Annotated in this window: 15 protein-coding genes; 11 read left to right on the top strand and 4 right to left on the bottom strand. The window is 71.8% G+C overall.

The features are described from left to right. Positions 1-74: 74 nt before the first annotated feature. From K7396_RS00450 to K7396_RS00425, 6 genes are all read left to right on the top strand, one after another. Complete coding sequence (locus K7396_RS00450; RefSeq protein ID WP_086718114.1) at positions 75-794, top strand: HAD family hydrolase; 720 nt, start codon at positions 75-77, stop codon at positions 792-794. A gap of 390 nt (positions 795-1,184) precedes the next feature. Then, positions 1,185-2,273: a chitinase gene (locus K7396_RS00445; RefSeq protein ID WP_086718113.1), complete on the top strand. Its 1,089-nt coding sequence runs from the start codon at positions 1,185-1,187 to the stop codon at positions 2,271-2,273. Positions 2,274-2,352: 79 nt separating this feature from the next. Next, the gene (locus tag K7396_RS00440; RefSeq protein WP_086718112.1) at positions 2,353-3,090 is read left to right on the top strand and encodes an SAM-dependent methyltransferase; all 738 of its coding nucleotides are present in this window, start codon (positions 2,353-2,355) and stop codon (positions 3,088-3,090) included. 178 nt (positions 3,091-3,268) lie between these two features. Next, positions 3,269-4,894 (top strand): zinc ribbon domain-containing protein, encoded by a 1,626-nt coding sequence (locus K7396_RS00435; RefSeq protein WP_223659514.1) that lies wholly within the window; start codon positions 3,269-3,271, stop codon positions 4,892-4,894. 26 nt (positions 4,895-4,920) lie between these two features. Beyond that, on the top strand, positions 4,921-5,292 hold the full coding sequence (locus K7396_RS00430) for a hypothetical protein (protein WP_086718109.1): 372 nt from the start codon (positions 4,921-4,923) through the stop codon (positions 5,290-5,292). Between the two features lie 61 nt (positions 5,293-5,353). Beyond that, entirely contained in the window at positions 5,354-6,064 is a 711-nt protein-coding gene (locus K7396_RS00425; RefSeq protein ID WP_223659512.1) for a hypothetical protein, read from the top strand. Between the two features lie 69 nt (positions 6,065-6,133). Here K7396_RS00425 and K7396_RS00420 read toward each other — a convergent pair whose 3' ends face one another. Further along, positions 6,134-6,451 (bottom strand): UBP-type zinc finger domain-containing protein, encoded by a 318-nt coding sequence (locus K7396_RS00420; protein WP_086718106.1) that lies wholly within the window; start codon positions 6,449-6,451, stop codon positions 6,134-6,136. Positions 6,452-7,058: 607 nt separating this feature from the next. Between K7396_RS00420 and K7396_RS00415 the strand changes: the two genes are divergently transcribed. Further along, a complete protein-coding gene (locus tag K7396_RS00415; RefSeq protein WP_086718104.1) occupies positions 7,059-7,544 on the top strand; it encodes a peroxiredoxin in 486 nt (161 codons plus the stop codon). Positions 7,545-7,938: 394 nt separating this feature from the next. Then, the gene (locus K7396_RS00410; protein ID WP_086718102.1) at positions 7,939-8,592 is read left to right on the top strand and encodes a fasciclin domain-containing protein; all 654 of its coding nucleotides are present in this window, start codon (positions 7,939-7,941) and stop codon (positions 8,590-8,592) included. A gap of 88 nt (positions 8,593-8,680) precedes the next feature. Here the strand turns inward: K7396_RS00410 and K7396_RS00405 are convergent, their stop codons facing one another. Continuing rightward, positions 8,681-9,481, bottom strand: coding sequence for a hypothetical protein (locus K7396_RS00405; RefSeq protein ID WP_143589091.1), 801 nt, complete (start codon positions 9,479-9,481; stop codon positions 8,681-8,683). Positions 9,482-9,981: 500 nt separating this feature from the next. Here K7396_RS00405 and K7396_RS00395 point away from each other — a divergent pair, with 500 nt between their 5' ends. From K7396_RS00395 to K7396_RS00385, 3 genes are all read left to right on the top strand, one after another. Further along, the gene (locus K7396_RS00395) at positions 9,982-11,595 is read left to right on the top strand and encodes a molybdopterin-dependent oxidoreductase (protein ID WP_086718097.1); all 1,614 of its coding nucleotides are present in this window, start codon (positions 9,982-9,984) and stop codon (positions 11,593-11,595) included. A 139-nt stretch (positions 11,596-11,734) separates the two neighbouring features. Beyond that, the gene (locus K7396_RS00390; protein WP_086718095.1) at positions 11,735-12,973 is read left to right on the top strand and encodes an FUSC family protein; all 1,239 of its coding nucleotides are present in this window, start codon (positions 11,735-11,737) and stop codon (positions 12,971-12,973) included. A 157-nt stretch (positions 12,974-13,130) separates the two neighbouring features. Next, on the top strand, positions 13,131-14,357 hold the full coding sequence (locus K7396_RS00385) for a cytochrome P450 (RefSeq protein ID WP_086718093.1): 1,227 nt from the start codon (positions 13,131-13,133) through the stop codon (positions 14,355-14,357). Positions 14,358-14,489: 132 nt separating this feature from the next. Here K7396_RS00385 and K7396_RS00380 read toward each other — a convergent pair whose 3' ends face one another. Further along, the gene (locus K7396_RS00380; protein WP_086718091.1) at positions 14,490-17,645 is read right to left on the bottom strand and encodes a BTAD domain-containing putative transcriptional regulator; all 3,156 of its coding nucleotides are present in this window, start codon (positions 17,643-17,645) and stop codon (positions 14,490-14,492) included. A gap of 65 nt (positions 17,646-17,710) precedes the next feature. Further along, positions 17,711-19,699 (bottom strand): ATP-binding cassette domain-containing protein, encoded by a 1,989-nt coding sequence (locus K7396_RS00375; RefSeq protein WP_223659511.1) that lies wholly within the window; start codon positions 19,697-19,699, stop codon positions 17,711-17,713. Positions 19,700-20,105 lie beyond the last annotated feature (406 nt).

The raw sequence follows: 20,105 nt of genomic DNA, 5'->3' as shown, positions 1-20,105 counted from the left end.
AAACCGACCCTGCGCTGTCTCTCTTCGCGACCGGTCACAGCGGCGCCTCCGGGCCCCTCGGAACGGAATCTCGGATGACCGCAGACAGCATCTTTTCCTGGACCCCGGCCGCCGTCGTCTTCGACTGCGACGGGACGCTGATGGACACCGAACGCCACTGGCAGGACGCCCGTGACATGGTGCTGCAGAGCTATGGATTCACCCCCTCGGCCGCATTCGCCGAAAAGGCCAAAGGGCTGCACTACACCGAATGCGGCCGCCTGATGGCCGATGTCGCCGGCCGCCCGGATCTCACCGAGGGCATGACGGAATCGCTGCTCGAGTGCTTCCGCGATCTCGTCGCCGCGGACCCCACCACCATGCCCGGAGCGCCGGAACTGGTGCATTCGGCCGTGCAGTTCGCCCCGCTGGCGGTGGCCAGCAACTGCCCGCTGGAAGTCGTCGAGTCCTGCCTCGGCATGGCCGGGCTCCGCGAGTGCTTCAGCCACATCGTGGTGCCCGACGCCACGACGAGACCCAAGCCCCACCCGGACGTCTACCTCACCGCCGCCGAGCTGTGCGGCGTCGAACCCGCCGACACGCTGGCCGTCGAGGACTCCCACTGCGGCATCCAGGCCGCCGCGGGCGCGGGCATGCGCGTCCTGGGCGTAGGTCCCCGGCCGAGCGACGAGGAGACGGCGTTGGCCGACTGGTGGGTCCCCTCGCTGGAGGAGCCGGCGGTGCAGGGGTGGGCCGGCGCCCGCATCCCCGCACAGAGCGCCGGCCCGGCGCGGCCGGAGGGCAGGACGCCGTGACGCGGTGACGGTGCGGCGCGACGGACGGGACGGCGGCCCGGTCCCGGGCCGCCGTCCCGTGGAAAAACCTCCCGGTACGAGGTGCCGGGGCGGCCTCCCCCTCGCGGGGCGGTGCTGCGGCAGGGCGGCCCCCATGGCCCTGCCGCAGACAGGGGCACCACCGAGCCCGGTCCGCCGGATCAAGTACCCTCAAGGGATGACACCTCGATGATGTATGCGTATCCCGCGGGCGGGCCGACCGCTCACCCTCGCGGCCGCCCCGAGTGCCCCGCTCCCGCGCCACCCGAACCCTTGCGAAAACGGCCCGCACGCCGCCCCCAGCTGTTGTCGCCCCCTCGCGGCAGGCCCGCACACAACTGCCCACCCCCCACCGATGGAGGCAGCCCGACGATGACGAACAACGCAGTAGTGCCTTCCCGCCGGACGGGCCACACGGCGCGGCCGGCCGCCACCGCGGCAGGGACGGCAGTGATGGCGGGGGCGTTGTTGCTCACGGGCTGTTCGAGCGCCGACGAGGAGAAGCCCAAGCGCCCGGCCCCCGCGGTGTCCTCACCGCGGCCGAGCAGCCCCGCGCCCACGTCGCCCGCCAAGGAGTCCACCGCCTTCGCGCCGTACGTGGACACCTCCCTCAGGCCCTCCTACGACCTCCTCAAGGGCGCCGAGGAAACCGGCGTGAAGGAGTACAACCTCGCCTTCGTCTCCCCGGGAGGCGGCTGCGTACCCAAGTGGGGCGGCAGGCAGGCGCTCGGCGACAACCCGGTGGCGCGGCAGGCGAAGGCGCTGCGCGCCAAGGGCGGCGACGTACGGATCTCGTTCGGCGGGCAGAGCGGCAACGAACTGGCCAGGGTCTGCGGCTCGGTGGACAAGCTGGTGCGCGCCTACAGCGAGGTCATCGACACCTACGGCCTGACGAGGGCCGACTTCGACATCGAGGGCCCCGCCCTGACGGACACCAAGGCCAACAACCTCCGCGCCCAGGCGATCGCCAGGCTCCAGCAGCGCGGGAAACTGGACGTGTCCTTCACCCTCCCGGTGCTCCCCTCCGGCCTGAACCGGCACTCCGTCGCGGTACTGGAGAACGCCGCGAAGCACGGCGCCCGGATATCCGCCGTGAACATCATGGCCATGGACTACGGCACCTACTACGACGGCGACATGGGCCAGTACGCCATCTCGGCCGCCACCGCCACCCAGAAGCAGGTCAAGTCGGCGCTCGGCATCCGCGACGACGCCCGCGCCTGGAAGGCCGTCGGGGTCACGCCGATGATCGGGGTGAACGACGTCAAGGGCGAGGTCTTCACGCCCGACGACGCCGCCGAGCTCAAGCGGTTCGCCGGGAAGAAGGGCCTCGGCCGGCTGTCGATGTGGTCGCTCACCCGGGACAAGGCCTGCCCCGGAGGCGCGAACCTCAAGGCGGCAGCGACCTGTTCGAGCCTCGGCAAGCCGGCGAACGAGTTCACCCGCGCGTTCACGGGCTGAACGGCCGCCGCCCGGAGGTCCGGGCGGCCGGGGCGGAAATTCACGTGCGCGCGCCATCCGGCGCTGCCAAGCTGCGCCGGTGAATCGTGAACAGATCTCCCGGCTCGCCCATGCCCACCACCCGGTGAAGGCCCCGCTCGACGACGACTCGGTGCGCCGCCTGCTGGAGCACGGCCTCCCGCACGGCAACGAGCGGGTCCTCGACCTCGGTTGCGGGGGCGGCGAATGGCTGCTGCGCGCCCTGGACCTGCACCCGCACCTGCACGCCGAAGGCATCGACCTCTCCGCGGACGACCTGGCTCAGGCCGGGCGGACCGCGACCGGCCGGGGCGTCCAGGAACGCCTGGTGCTCCACCACCAGGACGCCGGCACCTTCTCCTCGCCGCACCCCTTCGACCTGGTGCTCAGCGTCGGCGCCACACACGCCTTCGGCGGCCTGCTGCCCACCCTGGCCGCGGTGCGCGAACACCTGGCACCCGGGGGACGCGTGCTGATCGGCGAGGGCTTCTGGGACCGCGAACCCTCACCGGAAGCCGTCGAGATGCTCGGGGACTTCGACGACCTGGCCACGACGGTGGACCGGATCGTCGCCGACGGCTGGACTCCGGTGTACGGCCATGTCAGCACCCGCGGCGAGCTGGACGCCTACGAGTGGTCCTGCTGGGGCTCGTTGGCCTCATGGGCCCTGGACCACCCCGACGACCCGGACAGCGCGCATGTGCTCGAAACGGCCGGCACCCGACGCACCGAATGGCTCCGTGTCTACCGGGACACCTGGGGCTTCGTCTGCCTGGTCCTGCGCCGCACGTCCCCCTGAGGCCACCGGCCCCTGCCCCCGCAGGGCGGCCCGCCGGCCGCCTCGCCCCTCCCGCCTCCGCGGCCTCCCGTTCCTGATCTGTAACGGAACTGACTCGAAGAGTGACAATGGCGCGTTCTCGGCGCACTGTTGTGCTGCACTGAGTGGCCGTGGGGTTCATCTCATGTGCGGGGGAGTCATGACGCAAGCGACTGAGTGCCCGGAGTGCGCCGGCGCAACCGTGACGGGGGCCGCGTTCTGCCCCCATTGCGGCGCGGCCGTGGAGGCGAGTGCATCGTCCGCGACGATTCCCGCGCCCGCCGGCCACTCACCGACCGCGCCGTCCGGGGCCACCGAGGCAACAGAGTCCACCGAGGCCACCGAGGCCCTCCCCACCGTCACCGCCGACCACCGCATGGCCGTGCCGCGGTGGGGTGACGGGCGGGACGTGACCCGGTACATCTGCGCGGCCGCCTATCTGGACCGCGCCTACGCCAAGTCGCTCATCAAACAGGTCGCCGCCGAACCCCACTTGGGAGTGGCGGCCGCCCCGGCGTGCGACGTCCCCGTGGCGCTCCGGCACGCCTACCTCGCCAACGCCCGCCGCCACGGCCGGGATCTCGTCCTCACCGTCCTCCTCCTGCTGTTCCTCGTCTTCTTCTTCTGGGTCGGCGACGCCATCCTCACCCTGCTGGTGCTGATCGCCTCCTGGGCGACGCTGTTCGCCTTCGAGCTCTCCACGAAGTACGGCCGCCACCTGCAAAGCCTCCGCCCGGACCGGTTCGACCCCGCGGCCGCGCCGCCGCCGCTCAACGAGGACATCGCCACGCGGCTCCGCCAGATCGGCTCGTACGCCGCGGGGAACGTCACCACCTACAGCGGCTATTCACCCTTCATCGGCTACGGATCCGAACTCGACTCGTGGTCCCTGACCTTCGACGTCACGACGTCCGGCCGGGCGGGTGTCACCCCGCGCGACTTCGAGGTGACGGAGCTCTACGCCCACATCGCCCAACGGCTCGGCACCCTGGTCCTGCCCTGTCTGGAGATCGAGGAGCGGCTCTTCGTCGACGGGGGAAGCCTCCTCAACGACACCCGTATGCTGCCCGATCCGCTCGGCCGGCCGGTCGCCCGGATCCCCCTCGACCTGCTCGACGAGCTGAAGCGGACACCCGAGGAAGGGGCCCGCCCCTACCTGGCCGTCCACTCCACGGGCTGGGGCGGCGAGTTGGTCACCTCGCTGTTCCTGCGCTTCGTCCGTTCGGAGTCCAGCCTCTTCGTGGAAGCCGTTCCGACGGTGCTGTTCCCGCTGCTCGACCGCTACCGGGTCATCGACACCCTCATGCCCCGCCCGCCCGTGCGCGAGATCGCCAAGCTCCTCTCGGAGACGTTCGTCAGCACCGCGTTCGTGCTGCTGGCCTCGCCCGCGCGGGCGGTCGCGGGATTCGCCCCCGACTACGGGATCTCGCGGCGGCTGCGGCGCCAGGCAAAGCTGATCACGAGGCTGCGCAGGTTCGACTACGGGGCGCTCCTGAGCGTGCGCCGGGAGGCGGCGTCCGCGGACCACCACCGCTACTTCCAGAAGGCCGACAGCGGCATGGTCCTGAAGACGGTCGAAAAGCGGGTCCTGGACGCGCTCGTCGAATTCGCCGAGGCACATGACATCGACGCGGGCGGACTGATCCAGCGTCAGGAAATGATCATCAACAACGGCATCATCGCGGCCGACGGGGCGCGCGTGGAAGGCAATTCGGTCGCCTCCGGCGACAGGTCGCGGATCTCCGTACGCATGCTCAACAAGATCCCGCTGCTGAATCTGGACTGACCACCGAGAAGGGATGAGGCATCGGAATGCAGAGGAACAACGGAATCACTGCGACCGGCGGCTCGAACGTCGTCGGCAACGCCGTCGCCAGCGGCCGGAACGCGAAGGCCGAAGTGCGCAACAGCAGGCTGACCCAGTCCGACGGCGGGCGGCAGCCCACTCCCCAGGAGATCGGCGACCTGCTCACCCGGCTGATCGACGAACTCGGCAGGTCCGAGCACCCGGAACGCGCCGACCTGATCGAGGCCGCGGAGGACGCCCGTGAGGAGGTCACGTCGGCCGAGCCCCGCAAGGGCAAGCTGAAGCTGTTCGCCAAGGCGCTGGTCGGCGCGGTGCCGGGATTCACGGCTCTGGCCTCGCTGGCAGTGACCATCGAAGAGGGAATCCGCGGACTGTAGGCGGGTGCCACACAAAGGTGCCGGGCCCTGAGGAGCCCTGAGGAAAATGGGGGAAACGACCGTGCCATCCTGCATCCACTGCGGTGCGCAGAGCGAGGACTCCACCGCGCACTCCTGCCCGAGTTGCGGCATGCCGCGCCAGGCCGGCGTGCCGGGTGGCACCGGTCAGGCCACCGCGACCACCGGGTACGGCTACGTCCGCGTCGGGTCCACCATCCTCCCGCAGTGGCTGTTGTGGCTGGTGGCGGCCCTGCTCGCGGCGGGCGGCGTCACGGCATACGTACTCGTGGACTCGTCGGACGACTCGTCCTCGTATGCGTCGTCGTACTCGTCCGCCGGGTCTTCGGACGGGGCGGACGGCACCGTCCCGTCGCCCACCCCGTCGCCGACGGACATCGGCTCCTCACCGCCCACCTATGTGGATCCGCCGTCGCCGAGCTACCTCGACACCCCCACCCCCTCGGAGACATCGCCGTCCCCCGACGACGCGAGCGAGGTCGTGGAGGAGTACTACCGCGACATCAACGACGAGAACTTCTCGGCCGCCTGGGACCTCGGCGGCAAGAACATCGGCGGCTCCTCCTACTCACGGTGGGTCGCGGGCTTCAACACGACGAAGAGCATCGACCTCACCGCGGTGAACGCCGGGAGCCCCGGCCAGGTCCGTGCCGTCCTGCACGCGGTCCAGAGCGACGGCTCGGTGCAGGTGTACCAGGGGACGTACACGGTGTCCGGCGGGGAGATCGTCAGCGCCGACATCAGCAAGTACTGAGCGGCGGCGGTGCGCATCCCGGAGGGGCCTCCTCGGCGAGGTGAGGGGCGGGGGCTCACGGGGGCGCGTTCACGTCGGCCGTTCGGGGCCCACGCCCTCGACCTCGAAGGTCACCTGGTCCTCGTAGCACCACCACCAGGCCTCACCGGGCTCGTAGGAGCGGATGAGCGGGTGGCCGGTGGCTTTGTAGTGGGCCGTGGCGTGCTTGTTCTTGGAGGAGTCGCAGCAGCCGATGTGCCCGCAGTTCTGGCACTCACGCAGGTGCACCCACTGGTCACCCAGCGCGACACACTCGGGACAGCTGTCAGGGCTGTCCGGGTTGACCACCGTCACCTGATCGAGGTGCTGGCAGATCAGGCCGCCCGCCGTTCCGTCGCTGATAGCCATGGTGCCTCCTCACCGCACGCAGCCGATCCCTGACGGTCCCCTGTGACGCGGCCGGAAGGCCGTGGAGCCCACGCGGGGACGGTTGCCGCAGAAGCGCGGACAGGGTGCTCTGCCGCAGGGGTACGGCAGAGCCGGATCGGCTGGTGCCATCGTCGGGAGGGAAGGGGAGGGAAGGATGGGAAGGGGATGGTTGACCTCGGTCCCGGCCGGGGCGGGTGTCCGGGCGTAGGCCACCCTTGCCCGGCGGCGAGGCCGGGATCGATACCTCTACCCTCCCACTCGGCGGCACTCTGTCAAACGGTGGACCCGACCACCTCGACGTCCACCTCCAGCGGACCCGCCGCGCTCGCCCCTCGACAGATCCCTCACTCGACCAATCCGGGCCCCGACCGGCGACGAATGCACCGGGAGGACGTCCTGCACGCCGCGCTGCTCTCTCACCGGGCCGGCTGCCGTGCGATCGGAACGGGAGGAACGGAGCGATGGTGCAGAGCCGGTGGGCACGGTGCCCGGCTGCTGGACGCGTGCGTCGTGGGACTTCCGTACAAGAGATCATGTACGTGCTCCTCGCCGACCTTCCCGTCTCTCCAGTGGATTGGACACCCAGATGGCTTCCGCACCCCACATCGGCACGCTGGTACCCGACTTCACTCTGCCCGGCGGTGTGCTGACCGGCGACCGCTTCGAGCGACGTGACTACGCCCTCTCCCTCCAGCGGGGCCGCCCCCTCGTCCTCGCCTTCTACCCGGGCGACGACACCAGCGTGTGCACCAAGCAGCTGTGTTCCTACTCCAGTGGCCTCGAACAGTTCCAGGACCAGGACGCGGAAGTCTGGGGCATCAGCCCGCAGGACGTCGACAGCCACGAGCGGTTCGCGCGGAAGTACGACCTGCGGATGCCCTTGCTCGCCGACACCGACCGCCGCGTCGCCCGCGCCTTCGGCGTCGCCGCCCCCGGCATCGGGCTGCGCAGGGCGGTGTTCCTCATCGGGTCGGACGGGACCCTGCGCTGGAAGCACGTGGCCCTGCTGGGTGCCACGTTCCAGTCCCTCGACACGCTCGCCCGGCAGCTCGCGGACACGGCGACCGCCTGACCGGGTGCGGGGGGGGGGCGGGTGGCCTCCTGTGCCATCGGCTCGGCCGCCGACGCCGCGAAAAACTGCGGCAGCGATCGACCAATCCGCTCCCGGACGGGTTCCGAATACGGGGTATGAGCACGCGACAGCAGAGAGTCACCCGCGCGGTAGGGCAGGCGGCGCATGGCGCGTCCTGCGGGCCGACTGCGTGGCCGTGACCGTAGCCGTCGCGGAGCCGGCGTCCGATGCGCCCGGTCCCCACCGGTCGCGTGCCCCGGCCCACGGGTGTGAGCCCGTACCGGGACAGCAGTGACGCCGCACGGTCCCGTGCCCGCGCCGCCGGGCGGAAGCCTCCGGCGGCGCGGGCCACCCACCCGTCCCCTCGCACCACCGACATCCTCTGGAGAACACCGTGAGCACCCTGCGTTTCCGTCGTGCCGCCCTCGCCGTCACCGCCACGGCGGTCCTGCCGATCGCGCTGGCCGCCTGCTCCAGCGACATGGACAGCAAGGCCAAGGCGTCCGGCACGTCCTCGACCGCCTCGAAGCCGTCGAAGGACAGCGGTGCCGACAGCGGCACGGCTGCCATGGCCACGCCGTTCGGCCCGGCCTGTGCGTCGGTGCCCAAGGACGGCAAGGGCAGCTTCGACGGCATGGCAAAGGACCCGGTCGCCACCGCCGCCTCGAACAACACGGCCCTGTCCACCCTGGTGACCGCGGTGAAGAAGGCGGGTCTGGTCGACACGCTCAACAGCGCCAAGAACATCACGGTGTTCGCACCGACCAACGATGCCTTCGGCAAGATTCCCAAGTCCCAGCTCGACAAGGTCCTCGCCGACAAGGCGATGCTGACCAAGATCCTCACGGGCCATGTCGTCGGCGAGAAGATCTCGCCGGACAAGCTCGCCGACGGCTCCTTCGACACCCTGGCGAAGAACAAGCTGACCACGTCCGGCTCCGGCGAGTCGTACATGGTCGACGACTCCGCGAAGGTCGTCTGCGGCAATGTGCAGACCGCCAACGCCACCGTCCACATCATCGACTCCGTCCTGCTCCCCAAGCAGTAGGTCTAGAGCTAGAGGGGGGATCAGGCGTGCCGGCTCCCGCGTGCGCCTGCCTCGTGGATGCGAGGCAGGCGCACGGGCCGTGAACCCTTCACCGGGGGCTGGCTGGCGGGTGCGCGTGGCGCCACCCTTGCCGACGTACTCGGTTCACCGCTCGATCGAGCATGGCCCGCCCCTCCCCGGGGTGCCACCAGAATGACCAGTTGACGTCGATCGTCAGCTCGATGAATTCGTCATAGTCGAGTCCGTCGGGGTGGGCCGTGCCGCAGGACCTGTCCACTCTCAGCAGGAACGGACACCACACCATGGTCTCCGGCACGGTCACCCATAGGTCGCCGTGCACACGGTCAAGTGGGATGAGGACGCGACGGGCCTTGCTGTCGTGGTCATCGATACGCAATTCCTCGTTCTCGATGTGACGGCCGGGCTCGGACAGTCGGGCCCAGGTGTGGTCCACGACCATCTCGTCCCAGGCCAGGCGCGTGCCTTCGGGAGTCTCACACGGGTCGTCGAGTACCCGGTCGACGAGGGTGAGCATCGTCCGCTCGTCCAGCGTCGTTGCCTCCATGACCTGGGGGTCCACGTAGCGTGAGTGGGCGTCAGGCGGTGACTGCGGGGTCTTCATCCACCAGTTCCACCGTGGCGGAACGCCGTCCACCGGCATGGGGTGCTCGTCCACCCAGCTTCTGGTCACGCCGAAGGTCGTGGGCCTGATCAGCCCCTCGCACAGCGCGGCCAGCGCCCGGACGGCGCGGTGAGCAGCCGTCCGCTCCCGCTCGACGGGACTCCGCTCGGGCAGGGAATCCCACTGAATTCCGCACTCCAGCACCATCGTCCGGCTGTCACCGAAGATGTAGTGCTCGCTCGGCTCCGGCGAGTTCGAGAACCTCATGTCCCCCATGGTCGTCGATTATGCGACGGAGAGCGGAACGTGGGGGTGGGGCGATGGGCGGTGCCGGCCGCTCCCGGCGTGGCTCGCTGCTGATGCGGCCCGTCCCTGGGGAGCCGGTTCTTGGGAAGCCGGTCCCTGAGGTGCGTCAGCCGGTCAGCAGGGCGCGTGTCCACTCTTCTTGCCGCTGCTCGATGTAGGCGGCGTCGGTGCGCCAGATGTCGCCGTGGCCTTCCTTCCAGAGTGTGGCCCAGGGCTGGTACTGACGTTCCCGCCGGAGAGCGGTTGCTCTTCCTCGTGCTGCATGGAGGCAGTCTGGTCGACCAACCAGGGTGCACGCACGCCTATTTGGGCGTGCAGGGACAGGCTGTCCTGGCGGCCGTGGCGCGGTCAGGGAGCCTCTGTGGAAGTCGCCGTGGTCCGTCTGAGGAGCCCGGGGTCCCCGTGGAGGGTCCCATTCCGGCGGTGCCAATCCGTTGCCGCCGGTGCTCCGAACTCCCGTCATGAGTGCGCGACGGAAGACCTTTCTCCCCGTGGCCGCGGCTGCGCTGAGCGGCCTGGCTGCCGGGTATGCGGCGCTTGCCGTCGCGGAGTTGGCCGCGGTGGCGGTGCGGCCCGAGGCCAGTCCCGTTACGGCGGTGGGCGGGGCGGCCATCGACCGTACGCCGTCGGCGGTCAAGGACTGGGCGATCCGGAACTTCGGGACCAACGACAAGCTGATGCTGCAACTGGGCATCCTCACGGTGCTCGCCGTCCTGGCCGCGACCCTCGGTGCCGCGGCGCTCCGCTTCCGCGGGGCGGCCTCCGCCGGTGTGCTGCTCTTCGGCGTCGTGGGCGCACTGGCCGCGACCGGGCGGCCGGACTCCACCAGCCCACTGGACGCCGTGCCGTCCGTGGCGGGGGCCCTCGTGGCCGCGGTGGTGCTCTTCGCGCTCGTCGGCCGACTGACCGGCCCGGACGCGGCACCCCCGGCACCCTCGGCACCCTCGGCACCCCCGGCACCCCGGTCAACGGTGTCGGGCTGGGGCCTGGACCGCAGAGGATTCGTCGTCGGTGTGGCCGGAATGGCAGCCGTCTCCACCGGTGCGGGGTTCCTGGGGCGTCGGCTGAACGCCGCCGGAGCGCAGAACGCAGCGGCCTCGCGGGCCACGGTCGAGCTTCCCCCGCCCGCCTCCGCCGCGCCCGCCCTGCCGCGCGGTGTGGATCTCAGACTGCCGGGGCTGAGTCCGTTCACCACGCCCACGGCCGACTTCTACCGGGTCGACACGGCGCTCACCGTGCCCCGTGTGGACATCGGCAGCTGGAAACTGCGCATCCACGGCCAGGGCGTCAGCAGGCCGCTGACCCTCGGCTTCCCCGAACTGCTCCGCAGGCCGCTGGTGGAACGGGACATCACCCTGACGTGTGTGTCCAACGAGGTCGGCGGGTCCTACGTCGGGACCGCCCGCTGGCTCGGCGTACGGCTCGCCGACCTGCTCGAAGAAGCCGGTGTGCGGCCGCCGTCGAAGGGCGGCCCTGCCGATCAGCTCGTGGCCCGGTCCGTGGACGGTATGACCCTCGGCACGCCCGTCGAGACGGTGATGGACGGGCGCGACGCCCTGCTCGCCGTCGGCATGAACGGTGAACCGCTGCCCTTCGCGCACGGCTTCCCGGTACGGATGCTCGTCCCCGGCCTCTTCGGCTACGTCTCGGCCTGTAAGTGGATCCGGGACATCGAGCTGACGACGTTCGACGCGTACGACCCGTACTGGGTCAGGCGCGACTGGGCCGCCGAGGCTCCGGTCAAGACGGAGTCCCGCATCGACACCCCCAAGCCGTTCGCGAACGTCAGGGCCGGGACCGTTGTCGTGGCCGGCGTGGCGTGGGCCCAGCACAAGGGGATCGACCGCGTCGAGGTCCGCGTCGACGGCGGGGCGTGGCGGCGGGCCGAACTGGCCGCCGAGGGGCCGGTCGACACCTGGCGGCAGTGGTCGTGGGAATGGCCGGCCACACCGGGCACCCGCACCCTCGAAGTGCGGGCCACCGACCGCACCGGCTACACCCAGACCGACAAGCGCGCCCGCCCCGTCCCCGACGGCGCCTCCGGGTGGCACTCGGTCGTGGTCACCGTGGCCTGACCTCCTGCGGCGCCCGCGCCGGCCCGGGGACAGACGCCGGGGCGGTCGCTCTCCAGGGCGGCCGGCCCGGGTGACGGCGTGTGGGGCATTCACCGCAACGAATGATGCCCCGGGAGCGGAACGGGGGAGGGGACAGAGGGTGCGCGAAGTTACCGATCCCCTGCTGGATCTCGTTCGATGGCACAGCGAGCCCGTCGTCGCCCAGACGCTCCGCTCGACCGTGGCCGCCGTGATCTCCTACGTCGTCGCCCTGCTGCTGAGCAGCGAACCGGCGCCGCTGACGGCACCCCTGACCGCCCTGCTCGTCGTCCAGGTCACCCTGTACACCACCCTCACCACGAGCGTGCGCAGGGTCAACGCCGTCGTGGTGGGCGTGGTCATCGCCATCGGATTCAGCTCCCTGGTGGGCCTGACCTGGTGGAGCCTGGGGCTGATCATTCTCGCGTCGCTGGTCATCGGGCGTTTCGTCCGGGCGGGCGAGTTCGTGCCCGAGGTGGCGATCAGCGCGATGCTGGTGCTCGGGGTGACCACGACGCGGGTGGCCGCGACCGCCTGGGACCGGGTGCTGGAGACGCTGATCGGGGCGGTCGTCGGACTGCTCTTCAACATGCTGTTCGTACCGCCCCTGTGGGTGCAGCCCGCCAGTGCGGCCATCGAGGGCCTGGCCGCCCGGATGCGACGGCTGCTGCTGAGCCTCGGCGACGAGGTGACGGGCCATACGCCCGTGGCGGAAGCGGCCGCCCGGCTGCACGAGGCGCGGCAGCTGGACCACGACATCGTGCAGGTGGACGCGGCACTCCGGCAGGCGGAGGACAGCCTCCGGCTCAACCCCCGGGTCAAGGAGGGCCTGCTGTCCCGCGTCGTCCTGCGCACCGGGCTGGACACCCTGGAGATCTCCGCGGTGGTGCTCCGTACGGTGTGCCGCACCCTGACCGACCTGGCCAAGGCGCGGATCGACGAGCCGCTCTTCCCACCGGCCCTCGGCACCGCCCTGCGGGAGCTGTTCCGGCACATGGCCCGCGCGGTCGAGAGCTTCGCGGTCCTCATCACCACCCAGGTCAGCGCCAACGCGGAGGAGGCCGAGGAACGGCTCGGCGAGGAACTCGCCGCCAGCCGCGCAAGCCGCGAGACCGTCGCGCACCTGCTGCTCGACGGGGTACAGGAACATCCGCGGCAGTGGCAGCTGCACGGTGCGCTGCTCGCCGAGATCGATCGCATCCTGGACGAGCTGGACGTGACGAAGCGGTCCGAGCGGCTCGTGGAGGAGCTCAACCGCCAGGCCCGCGAGCAGCGGGAGAAGTACCCGTTGGTGGACAAGCTGCGCGGCCGGCTGCGCCTGGGCCGACCGGGACGCCGCACCACGGATGCGGCGCGATAGACAACTGCCGCCACCGCCCGGCCGGCGCAGCCCCGGCACCCACGGACCACGCCTTTGCAGCGGCCATGTGCCCCGGCACGGCCGGTGTCAGAGCCGTGTCAGCGCCATGTCAGGCCCGTCGGCAATCGTGGCCGTCACCGCCACGAAAGGAACACCGATGAGCCGAACGGTTCCCGTCCCGCAGGGCCTCCCCATGGAGCGCGACGCGGGCCCCTTCGACCCGCCCCGCGACCTCACCCGGCTGCGCGAGGCCCGGCCGGTCAGTCCCCTGCTCTTCCCCGACGGCCACGAGGGCTGGCTCGTCACCGGCTACGAGGCGGTCCGCCGGCTCATGGCCGACACCCGCTTCAGCTCCCGCCAGGACATCGGCGTGCTGCACGTGCCGTACGAGACCCCCGGCATGCCCGTCGCGACCGAACCCTCCCCGCAGGTGCCGGGCCTGTTCATCGCCATGGACCCGCCGGACCACACCCGGCTGCGGCGCCGGCTCACCGGCGCCTTCACCGTCAAGCGCATGAAGATGCTCGAAGAGCACATCCACGACATCGTCGAACGGCAACTCGACGCGATGGCGCGCCTCGCCCCGCCGGTCGACCTGGTCAAGGAGTTCGCGCTGCCGGTGCCCTCGCTGGTCATCTGCGAGATGCTCGGCGTCCCCTACGAGGACCGGGAAACCTTCCAGGTCAACTCCGCCAAGTTCCTGGTCAAGGACCAGCCGCTCGACGAGAAGATGGCCGCGTACGGCGCGCTCACCACCTACCTCGCCGAACTGGTCACCCGCAAACGCGCCACCCCCGGCGAGGACATCCTGTCCGACCTGGCCCGCCAGGACGACCTGACCGTCGAGGAGCTCACCGGCATCGCCTTCCTGCTGCTGCTCGCGGGCCACGAGACCACCGCCAACATGCTGGCGCTGGGCACCTTCGCGCTCCTGGAGCACCCCGGCCAGCTGGCCGAACTCCGCGCCCACCCGGAGCTGCTGCCCGGCGCCGTGGAGGAGCTGATGCGCTACCTGTCCGTGGCCGACATCTTCTACCGCTACGCCACGGAGGACATCGAGCTCGGCGGGGAGACGATCGGCAAGGGATCGACCGTCGTCGTCTCGCTGCTGGCCGCCAACCGCGACCCCCTGCGCTTCGACAACCCCGACACCCTGGACGTCCGCCGCACGGCCCGCGGCCACCTGTCCTTCGGCCACGGTGTCCACCAGTGCCTCGGCCAGCAACTGGCCCGAATCGAGATGCGCGCCGGCTTCGACGGACTGCTGCGCCGCTTCCCGACCCTCGAACTCGCCCTCCCCGCCGACGAGGTGAGGCTCAGGACCGACATGAACATCTACGGCGTCCACGAGCTGCCGGTCACCTGGACGGAGGCGGCCCGGTAGAGCCGGTCCCGGGCACCGGCGAACCGGTGCGGGCGTCGGTGCCGATCAACTCGCTGCGATGCGCGGCGTTGCGATGAGGAGCGTTGCGTTGCGGCTGTGCCACGATGCGTTGCCCACGGGCGGTCGCCCCGCTCACGAAGCGAGCGTGACCTCGACCAGCTGGGACCAGCTGGTCAGGGTCCCCTCCCGGGTCGCCTCGGCGAACCGTGCTTCGCCGAGACGGCGGCGGGCGGTCTGCTCGATACGCGCCACGTCCGGGTGGGAGCGGTCCTGGAGTCCGCGTACGCCCGCGCTCGCGGCGAGCAGCCGCGCGGCCTGCTCGTGTTCGTCGCGGCGCTGCGCCAGGTCCGCGACCCCGACGAGCACCAGCGCGATCAGCGGCGCGTGTCCCGCCTCGGACGCCGCCTCGCAGGCCGCGGCGCGGTGCGCGCGCGCCTCGTCGAGGTCGTCGGCGAGGTAGCCGCGCAGGTCGTGGGCCACCGCGCGGATGTCCGCGCGTTCCGCTTCGGCGCCCAATGCGGCCGTCGCGACGCCGAGTTGGTGGTGCGCCTCCTCGGCATCGCCGCGCCACCGGGCGAGTTCGGCCTTCGTGAGGGCCAGCTCGGCCAGCGCGTCCGGCCAGGTGACCCGCTGCGCGCACTGCTCGGCCTCGGCGAGGGCGGCCGCGCCGGCGTCCTCGTCGCCCAGCAGCCGGCAGAGCTGCGCCTGGCGGGACCGCATGCGGAGGACGTCCTCGGTGGCACCGACCTCGGTGACGGCCGCGATCGCCTGCTCGTAGAGCGCGCACGCGCGGGCGAACTCGCCGCGCACGGCCACCCGGTCCGCCAGCTCCGTCAGCGCGAACCAGATCCCGAACCGCTCACCGAGCACCCGGAACTCGGCGAGCGCCCTCTCCAGGTACGCGTCCGCCTCCCGTCCGCCCTGGCCGAGCACGATCCGCATCTTGCCCAGGTGCAGCCGGGCCAGCGCACGCGCCCAGGGGTCCGCGTCCGCCAGCAGCGGTTCGAACGCGGTCAGGGCCGCGTCCGGCGCCCGGAGCATGCGTTCCAGCGGGGCGACGAACCCCATCAGCGGGTGGCTGCGGCGGCTGCGCCGGCTGAACCGGTACGCCTGGTGGATCCACTCCGCCGCCTGGTGTTCGTCGCCCCGCCCGGAGTTCACGAACATCGAGAGCAGGGCGTACGAGGTGGCCCGGTCCTCATCGGTCACCTCGCCGGGGAGCTTGGTGGCCGCGAGGATCAGCTCCCTGCCCTCGGTCTTGTGGCCGCTGAGCCACCAGTACCAGCCCGCGCCCGCGGCGAGCCGCATCGCCGCCTGCGCCTCGCCCGCCGCGAGCGCGCCACGCATCGCCGAGCCGATGTTGTCGTGCTCGGCCCCGAGCACGGCCAGCCACTGCAGCTGTTCGGCGCGGCGCAGGTGCGGTTCGGCGGTCTCGGCGAGCGTGGTGAAGTGGGCGAGATGGGCCTGGCGCGTCCGGTCGGCTTCCCCCGCCTCCGCGAGCCGTTGCGCGGCGTACTCCTTGATCGTGCCGAGCATGCGGTAGCGCGGGTCGCCGTCACCGTCGCCGTCGCCGTCGGCGCGCAGCAGTGACTTCTCGGTGAGCGTGGTGAGCAGGTCGAGCACCTGCTCCTGCTCGACCCCCTCGCCCGCACAGACCCGTTCGGCCGCTTCCAGGCTCGCCCCGCCGGAGAACACCGCGAGCCTGCGCAGGACCGCCCGCTCGGCGTCGGTGAGCAACTCCCAGCTCCAGTCGATCACCGCGCGCAGGGTCCGGTGCCGCGGCAGCGCGGTGCGGCTGCCGCCGGTCAGCAGCCGGAACCGGTCGTCGAGCCGGTGGGCCAGCTGGTCGAGGGACAGGGTGCGCAGCCGGGCCGCGGCCAGTTCGATCGCCAGGGGCATCCCGTCCAGCGCCCGGCAGACACGTGCCAACGTCGCCGGCGTGGAGGTGTCGGCCGCCGGATCCCTGCGCACCGCTCGGGCCCGGTCGCGCAGCAGGCGGACGGCGGGCGCCGACGCGATCTCGTCCGGTCCCGCGTTCCCCGCCGGCAGGGCCAGCGGCTCGACCGGCCACAGCGCCTCCCCGGTGATGCCGAGCGGCTCCCGGCTCGTCGCCAGGATCCGCAGCCGCCGGCACTCCCCGAGCACCCGGTCGGCGAACACCGCGGCGGAGTCGATCACATGCTCGCAGTTGTCCAGGATCAGCAGCGCCTCCCGCTCGCGGACGGCGGCGATGAGCCGGTCCGTCAGCTCCGCGCCGGGCGCTCCGCCGAGCAGGGCGTCGCGGAGGCCGAGAGCGGTGAGCGCGGACCGCGCCACGTCGCCGTCCGTGCCGATGGCGGCGAGCTCCACCAGCCAGGCCCCGTCCGGCAGTTCGCCGACCAGCGTGCGCGCGGTCTCCGTGGCCAGCCTGGTCTTCCCCGCACCGCCCGGCCCGGTCACCGTGGTGAGCCGGTGTTCGGCCATCAGCTCACGGACCGCGGCGACATCGCCGTCCCTGCCGACGAAGCTGGTCAGCTCGCTGCGCAGGTTGGTCCTGCGGTCCTCCGCCCGCCGCCCCAACTCGCCCCGCAGCAGGGCGGCATGCAGCGCGGCCAGCTCCGGCGACGGATCGACACCCAGCTCGCCGGCCAGGGCCTCCCTGGTGCGCTGGTACACCAGCAGCGCCTCGCTGTCGCGACCGGCCGCGGCGAGGGCGCGCAGCAGCGCGGCCACGAGCCGTTCCCGCAGCGGATGCGCGGCCACCAGATCGGTCAGCTCCGTGACCAGCTGCGCACCGCGCCCGAGGGCGATCTCGGCGTCGGCCCGCTCCTCCGTCGCGGTCAGCCGCAACCCCTCGAACCGGCCGGCCGCGGCGTCGCACGCGGCACTGCCCTGCAGCCCGGCGTCCTGGAGGGCCGCACCGCGCCACAGCCCGAGAGCCTCGCGCAGCAGCCGCACCCGCCGGGAGGTGTTCCCGGCGCAGCCCTGGCCCGCGGTGACGAGGCGCTCGAACCGCACGGCGTCGACGGCGTCGGGCGCCACCCGCAACCGGTAGCCGTCCGTCCGCCCCTCGACCACCCCGTCCGGCAGCGCCTTTCGCAGCCGGGAGACCAGGCGCTGCAGGGCGTTCGCCGCCTCGGCGGGCGGGTGCTCGCCCCAGATCCAGTCGACGAGCGACTCCTTCGGGACCACCTGGCCCGGCTTGAGCGCGAGGGCGATCAGCAGTCCGCGCAACCGCGCGCCCGGCACGTCGGCCACCCCGCCGTCGTCCCCGCGCACCTCCAAGGGGCCCAGCATCCCGATCCGCACCCGCTGATTTTGCCATGGGCGTGCGCCGGGCCCTCAGGTGCCGGCATGAGGCGCGCAGCGGCGGATCACGAGCGGTAGGCCGCTGCCTGGAGGGTGAACATCTCGGCGTAGGCGCCCCCGAGTTCCATCAGCGCGCGGTGGGATCCGGACTCGGTGATCCGACCGCCGTCGAAGACGTAGATCCGGTCGCACTCGACCACCGAGGCGAGCCGGTGCGAGATGAGCACCGTGATCTGGTCCGGCCTGCGCTTGCCGTGCAGAACCGCCTGGTAGACCTCGTGTTCGGCCCTGGGGTCCATGCTCGCGGTCGGTTCGTCCAGCAGCAGTACGGGCGCGTTCTTGTACAGGCCGCGGGCGACGGCGATCTTCGCCCACTGCCCGGCCGACAGCTCCTGGCCGCCCCGGAACCGTTTGGACAGCACCGCCTCCCACGTGCCCGGCAGTCCCGCGATCACCCGGTCCGCGCCGGAGGCGACCGCGGCGTCCCTGGCCCGCTGCGGGTCCGCCTCGGTGAGCGTGCCGCGCGAGATGGTCAGATTCGCCAGCGCGCTGAACGGGAAGTGCACCGGGTCCTGCAGCACGGTGGCGACCCGCGCCTGCAGCGACTCGGCGTCCATGTCCCGTACGTCCGTGCCGTCCCAGCGCACCGTGCCCCGGCCTGCCTCGTACAACCCGGCGATCAGACGTGAACAGGTGCTCTTCCCCGACCCGTTGACGCCGACGAACGCGACGGTCTCGCTGCCGCGCAGGGTCATCGAGACGTCGCACAGCGCCGGTGTCTCCTTGCCCGGGTAGGTGAAGCCGACATCCTCCAGCGTGAGGGTGGTGACGGAGGTGGGTGCGGTCATCCCGGACCGGCGGGGCTGCAGTCCGCGGCAGCGCTCCTGGAACCGCAGGAGGTCATCGACCCACATGGCGTGCTCGTAGACCAGATGGGCCACGTCCACGAAGCGGGTCAGCGCGGTCTGTCCGGTCTGGATCGCCAGGACCGCGCCCGCCCCCGCGGCGAGGGGGAGCCACCCGGCGATCAGCATGGCACCCAGCGCGACGTAGGTGACGCCGGTCCCGACACCGCCCAGGGCCCGGCCGCCCAGCGTCAGCACCGCGGAACTCACCCCGAGGTGGGTGTCCTCTTCGGCGATCCGGTCGGTGAGCCGGCGGTGCTCGTCCAAGATGGCGTTCTGGGCGGTGTCGGAGCGCAGTTCGGCCGCCGCGTCCCGCTCCAGCAGCAGCCAGGAGAAGACCCGCACCCGCCGCTGGAGGGCGTTCCACCGCTTGAAGCTGTGGAACCCGGCCCGCGCCGTCCGGACGGCCGCCGCGCCCACCGGCAGGACCGACAGCAGGAGCAACGGGAGCAGAACGGGGTGCAGCGAGGCGAGCACCCCGGCTGTACCGACCAGCCCGAGCAGCGCCGAGGCCAGCGACACGACCTGGCCGACGATCTGCCGCGCGTAGAACAGCCCGCGGTCGGAGGCGCGGTAGGCGTCGTCGTGCCAGTCCGCGTCGTCGACGATCTCGAGACGCACATGAGCGGTCAGCCGGAGGAAGTCGCACTCCAGCGCCGTGCGGATCTTCGGGGTCACCCTGGCCTGCGCCACGGCGACCCCCGCTTCGAGAAGCGCCCGCGCCGACAGGAACCCCACCACGAGCAGGATCTGCGGCACGGCGTTGCGGACCTTGTCCGGTGTCGGACCCTGACCGAACAGCTCATGCAGCACCGCCACCGACGCCACCAGCCCGAAGGCCGACATCGCCGCCGAGACCAACTGCAGCACCACGACCGCCGCGGTGGCCGGCCGGTCGGCCTGCCACGCCAGCCGGCCGATCTGCCGCACGATCCGCGGCAGCCGCGCCAGGACCTCGCGGACCGTCGACTCGGCAGCGGCGCCGTCATAGACGGACCAGTACGCCTCCTCCAGCTCGTCGGTGATGTCACCGCCGCCCGGGCCACTGGGCACCGTCGCCGGCGGGAGGCCCAGCGCCTCGCGGCGGGGCCCCGGCACACCGGCTCGTACGGTCGGCGACGGTGAGGTCTCGCCGTCCGCCGCACTCATGCCCACCACCGCGCACCCGGTCGCGAGGCGGGGCGGAGAGCCCGGCGCGTCGAGGCGTCAAGCGCCTGCCCCGGGCACTCCGCCGAACGGCATCCGGGCGGCCGTTGTTCGAGTCCGAGAGGGACCTTCGCGAGGACGGGGACAGCATGCATGGCAGCTCCGGAAGGGCCGGTGAGGGGTACAGGTGCTCTAGAGAACGGCCCGGTGTGCTCCCCGTAACGGGTGACCGAGGGGCAGATCGTGCACTGATGTCCTAACGCCCGGCGGAAGGCGGGCGTGGACTCGGCGGTCGCCCCGCACGGGGACTCGAACGACGAGCGTCACCCCTTCGTGGGATTGCGAGGCGCCGCGTACGGTACGGGCCTGCGGCATATGCGGACCACGGGGGTCGGGTTTCGGCCGCGGG

This window comes from Streptomyces angustmyceticus (genome assembly GCF_019933235.1).
GTDB classification, from domain to species: domain Bacteria; phylum Actinomycetota; class Actinomycetes; order Streptomycetales; family Streptomycetaceae; genus Streptomyces; species Streptomyces angustmyceticus.
Note: the sequence above shows the minus strand (reverse complement) of the source record. Positions and strands in the feature narration are given on the sequence as shown.

What these genes read in the sequence shown, in the direction of transcription:
- K7396_RS00435 (WP_223659514.1), top strand. Translation starts at nt 3,269, where the DNA reads ATGACGCAAGCGACTGAGTGCCCGGAGTGCGCCGGCGCAACCGTGACG.
- K7396_RS00375 (WP_223659511.1), bottom strand. Translation starts at nt 19,699, where the DNA reads ATGAGTGCGGCGGACGGCGAGACCTCACCGTCGCCGACCGTACGAGCC.
- K7396_RS00385 (WP_086718093.1), top strand. Translation starts at nt 13,131, where the DNA reads ATGAGCCGAACGGTTCCCGTCCCGCAGGGCCTCCCCATGGAGCGCGAC.
- K7396_RS00395 (WP_086718097.1), top strand. Translation starts at nt 9,982, where the DNA reads ATGAGTGCGCGACGGAAGACCTTTCTCCCCGTGGCCGCGGCTGCGCTG.
- K7396_RS00445 (WP_086718113.1), top strand. Translation starts at nt 1,185, where the DNA reads ATGACGAACAACGCAGTAGTGCCTTCCCGCCGGACGGGCCACACGGCG.
- K7396_RS00450 (WP_086718114.1), top strand. Translation starts at nt 75, where the DNA reads ATGACCGCAGACAGCATCTTTTCCTGGACCCCGGCCGCCGTCGTCTTC.
- K7396_RS00405 (WP_143589091.1), bottom strand. Translation starts at nt 9,481, where the DNA reads ATGAGGTTCTCGAACTCGCCGGAGCCGAGCGAGCACTACATCTTCGGT.
- K7396_RS00420 (WP_086718106.1), bottom strand. Translation starts at nt 6,451, where the DNA reads ATGGCTATCAGCGACGGAACGGCGGGCGGCCTGATCTGCCAGCACCTC.
- K7396_RS00415 (WP_086718104.1), top strand. Translation starts at nt 7,059, where the DNA reads ATGGCTTCCGCACCCCACATCGGCACGCTGGTACCCGACTTCACTCTG.
- K7396_RS00430 (WP_086718109.1), top strand. Translation starts at nt 4,921, where the DNA reads ATGCAGAGGAACAACGGAATCACTGCGACCGGCGGCTCGAACGTCGTC.